At 63.3% G+C, this 3660-nt stretch carries 3 protein-coding genes and 1 pseudogene; 1 reads left to right on the top strand and 3 read right to left on the bottom strand.

The window, feature by feature from the left end:
- Positions 1–435 (bottom strand): DDE-type integrase/transposase/recombinase (locus tag EBE87_RS30650; RefSeq protein WP_147426264.1); only part of this gene is annotated, 435 nt, incomplete at its 3' end.
- Positions 436–972: 537 nt separating this feature from the next.
- Complete coding sequence (locus EBE87_RS27860) at positions 973–2556, bottom strand: serine hydrolase (RefSeq protein ID WP_120641084.1); 1584 nt, start codon at positions 2554–2556, stop codon at positions 973–975.
- A gap of 180 nt (positions 2557–2736) precedes the next feature.
- Here EBE87_RS27860 and EBE87_RS30755 point away from each other — a divergent pair.
- Positions 2737–3113, top strand: a pseudogene (locus EBE87_RS30755) (IS6 family transposase); the annotation flags it as partial.
- A gap of 183 nt (positions 3114–3296) precedes the next feature.
- Here the strand turns inward: EBE87_RS30755 and EBE87_RS27850 are convergent.
- Positions 3297–3660, bottom strand: a 364-nt coding sequence (locus EBE87_RS27850) for an integrase core domain-containing protein (RefSeq protein ID WP_147426263.1), incomplete at its 5' end; no start/stop codon positions are given.

Below are 3660 nucleotides of genomic sequence, written 5' to 3'. Positions count from 1 at the left end.
AATTCCCTCGTGAACCGTCTCTGCTGCGTCATGGAGTTCCCCTTGCCTCAGCAGGAACCCTCCACCTTTCTGAAGCAAGTCCACATGCTGGTTGTGACGGACGCAAGGGCGGAGGTGATTTCGGAGTTCGTCGTAGCTGCGACAGAAACGCTCAGCCGAGGCGAAGCTCTTGAAGCCGCGCATACATCGGATGTGGCCTGTGATGCCGCGATGATCCTGCTCAAGTCCATTCTTCTTCGATGCGCTGTCTCGGTACTCAACCGGCTTGCCCAGATTCGCCTGGATCGCTTGCGGGTAGGACACATGCCCATCGGCGGCGACCTGGTCGGGAACAATGCCGATGGCCAACTTGGCGGAGCGGAAGAACGCCTTGGCCGCTACCATGTCCCGGTGCTCACTCAGCATGGTGTCGACGAGATTGCCGTTCCTGTCGATCGCCCAATAGAAGTAGCACCAGCGCCCACGAACCTTTCAGGTATGTTTATCAACGTGCCAGAAACGACGTCCGTGGTTGCCCTTCCCACGCCGACGCTGGCGCAGTTCACCCGTAAGAACCGGCGCGAGCCTGGCCTTCCACTCGCGAATCGCCGCGTGGCTGAACACGATGCCGCGGAGGAGGAACATATCCGCCAGATTCCGCAAGGTCAGGCGGTAGCGCAGGCGCCACAGCACCACCAGTACGATGACGTCGCTCGGGTACTGCGTCCGGTTTAGCACTCCCGAGCTGCGCTCGTTGAAGTCCCGGACGCAGGTGCTACAACGGAAGCGCCGACAGTCCACGCACTCATCCCAGGCTCCCAGCCGCCTATCTGCCCGTCAGGAGCCTATTCACACCTGCTCTACCTTGCCAATCCGGGAACCCCTGGCGCGAGAGCTGACAGAACCCGTCGGGAGCCAGCGCTCCTACACCACGGCCGGGACACGACACCACGCGCTCAACCTGCCGCAGCATAGTGTTGCTCCGGCAACGTTTCAGCGCCGCCAGCTTCCCAGCCCATTATCATTTAGAAAGTCGATGGTGAAGGCCGTCACCTTCCCTTCCTCCTGAATGAAACGGACTGAAGATAGGGATCCCTTGGGCGCATTCTCGCTATTGCCTGCCAGCGAGAAGACGTCAGCGTCCCAGTGCGACAGCGGAAACCGCATTCTGCGGGGCCCCAGGATGAGCATGACGTCGCCCTGGTCAACCGTGATTTCGGCTTGGCCGAAATAGGCATTCTCGTACCGCCCCGCATAGGATGCGGCAGGCAGAGCAGATTGCGGCGACCTGGGCGGCACGGCACTGGCAAGATCCCCTGTAAAGGCGTACATGGCCTTCATCTGCCCGTTGTAAGCTCCGAACCAGTCGCGCGTCGGGGCACCGAATTCCACCGTGTCCATCACCGTCGCCGATATGGCCTCTGCCGCACCGACCGGCCCGCCGTTGGTCAGCACAACAATGCCAAGTTCGGCCGAAGGCAGAATCTGGAAGTTTGTCCCTGCTCCAAGCAGAAAAGCGCCGGAATGGCTCATGGCTGCGCGGCCACCGGCATGCACGCCAACATTGAAGCCGTACCCGTAAAAGCTAGGCCGCGATGCCAGGGACTGCGGCGGCGCGCTGAAGGCCTGCGGCTGCAAGGCCGGCAGCAGCGCTTGCTCCGTCAGCAAAGGCTCTTGGCCCTGGCGGTGCTGCCGCAACAGCAGCTTCATCCATTCCGCCAAGTCCAGCACGTTGGAGGACACGCCGCCCGCCGGCGACTGCGCATCGGGGTCGCGGTCGTAGAGCGGTTGGAAGCGCCCATCCTCCAGCACATGCAGCACCGCCCTGTTGTCGCGGGTTAGGAAATCCGCATGCCGGGAACTTGTCAAACGCATTCCCAGCGGTCGGTAAAGCACGCGCTCTGCCAGCTTGTCCCATTTCTCCCCGGATGCCGCAGCGACGGCCTCGGCGCCGATCGTGAAGCCGAAATTGGTGTAGTGGTAGGATCGGCGGAACGGATCGAGCGGCACCAGCGCCATACGAGCGATGATGTCGCCGCGTCCGAAGCCAAGATCTTCCAACTCATCCCCGATGGCGCCTGGCAAACCGGTACGGTGGGCCAGGAAATCCCCGATGGTCGCCTGGGCGGTGACGTAGGGGTCACTCAGCCGCAGGCCAGGCAGGTGGCGCACGGCTGGGTCGTCCCAGGATACGACGCGGGCGGCAACCTGCAGTGCCACGACCGTGGCGGTAATCGGCTTGGACAGCGAGGCAACCTGGAAGACGGTGCCGGGCTCCACCGCCGGCTCCTTGCCAATTTCCCTGACACCGAAGCCGGCCGCAAAGACCGTCTGCCCGCCATGCACCACGGCTACTGCCGCGCCAGGCACGCCGCTGCGGTGCAGAATGCCGGTGACGATCTCCGGCAAGGCCTCCAGTGCCCGCTCAAGGCCTCCAGGCGCTAGGCGCACCGCGTCCTCTGGCGGTGTGGCACCCAGCTGGATGTTGGCCGGCTGCGCCAAAGTTGCTCCGGCCACGCCGGTGACGCAGAATACCACTACTGCCGGCAGGCGGCGAAGCGAGAGAGGGATGCTCATGGCTGCTTCTCCCGGGAGAGATGGCGCAACCGCGTGGATGCCACGCGCTGCTCCGCGAAGGGTGCCGGCACGGTCGCATAACTTTCACGCCGACGCATCAAGAATGCCAGTTCTGTTGCAGATCGCAGGACGGACGAAGTGAGATAGAACGACGCTCAGCGGCTGAGCGGGACTGGCATGATGGCGGCGAGACAGGACCTGCCTTTGAAGGGGCAGCACTTCACGTCCGAGGTGATCCTGTGGGCGCTGCGCTGGGACTTGGTGTTCCCGATCAGCTACCGGGACCTCGAGGCCATGCTGCCGGACCGTGGCGTGACGGTCGACCACACCACCCTGTTCCGCTGGGTGCAGGCCTACGCTGTCGAGCTTGAACAGCGGGTCCAACGTCACTTGCGCTTGCGCACCGGCTCCTGGTGGGTCGATGAGACCTCCATCAAGGCCAAGGGCGCCTGGACTTACCTGTACCGAGCAGTCGACAGCCCGGCCAAACCATAGACTTCCTGCTGTCAGCCCGGCGGGACGCCGCGGCGGCGAAGCGCTTCTTCCGCAAAGTACTGGCGCAGCCGGCATTGGCAGGTTGTTTGACGAGGAGGCGAGCTCGGCCGTGTGATTGGAGGCGCGGCAGGATCAGGTTGCTACTTGGGCACAGGTTTCCTGCCGCCAGATGTACAAGATGGACTTGATCTGACGGTCACCTGATCGGCGGTCGGGCGTGTCCGATCCGGTGCGTGTGTCTGACGCTACTGTGCCTGCAGCGTCTGCTCCTGGACAAGTGGCGAGGCAGCCAGGAAGGTCTGCATGGGCGTTTTGCCGTAGCACCACCTGCCTTGGTGTGACCGCGCCTCGTTGTGCTCGGCAAGCCAGGCGTCGCGGTCGCGTTGCAGCTCGTCGATCGCGCGGCAGAGCTTCTTACGAAAGGCTGTCTGATGGAACTCGTGCAGCATGGTCTTGTGGAGATGCGCCACGATGCCATTCGTTTGCGGGCTTTTCGTCCTGGTGCGGGAGTGATCCACGTCCTCGACAGCCAGGTAGCGTTCATATTCGTGCCGCGCGGGGCTACCGCAGAACCCAGATCCTCGATCAGTCAGGATCCGCAGCAGCGGG

Origin of the sequence: Teichococcus wenyumeiae (assembly GCF_003696345.1) — a bacterium.
In the GTDB taxonomy this organism is placed as follows: Bacteria; Pseudomonadota; Alphaproteobacteria; order Acetobacterales; family Acetobacteraceae; genus Pseudoroseomonas; species Pseudoroseomonas wenyumeiae.
This window is presented reverse-complemented; position numbering and strand designations above follow the sequence as displayed.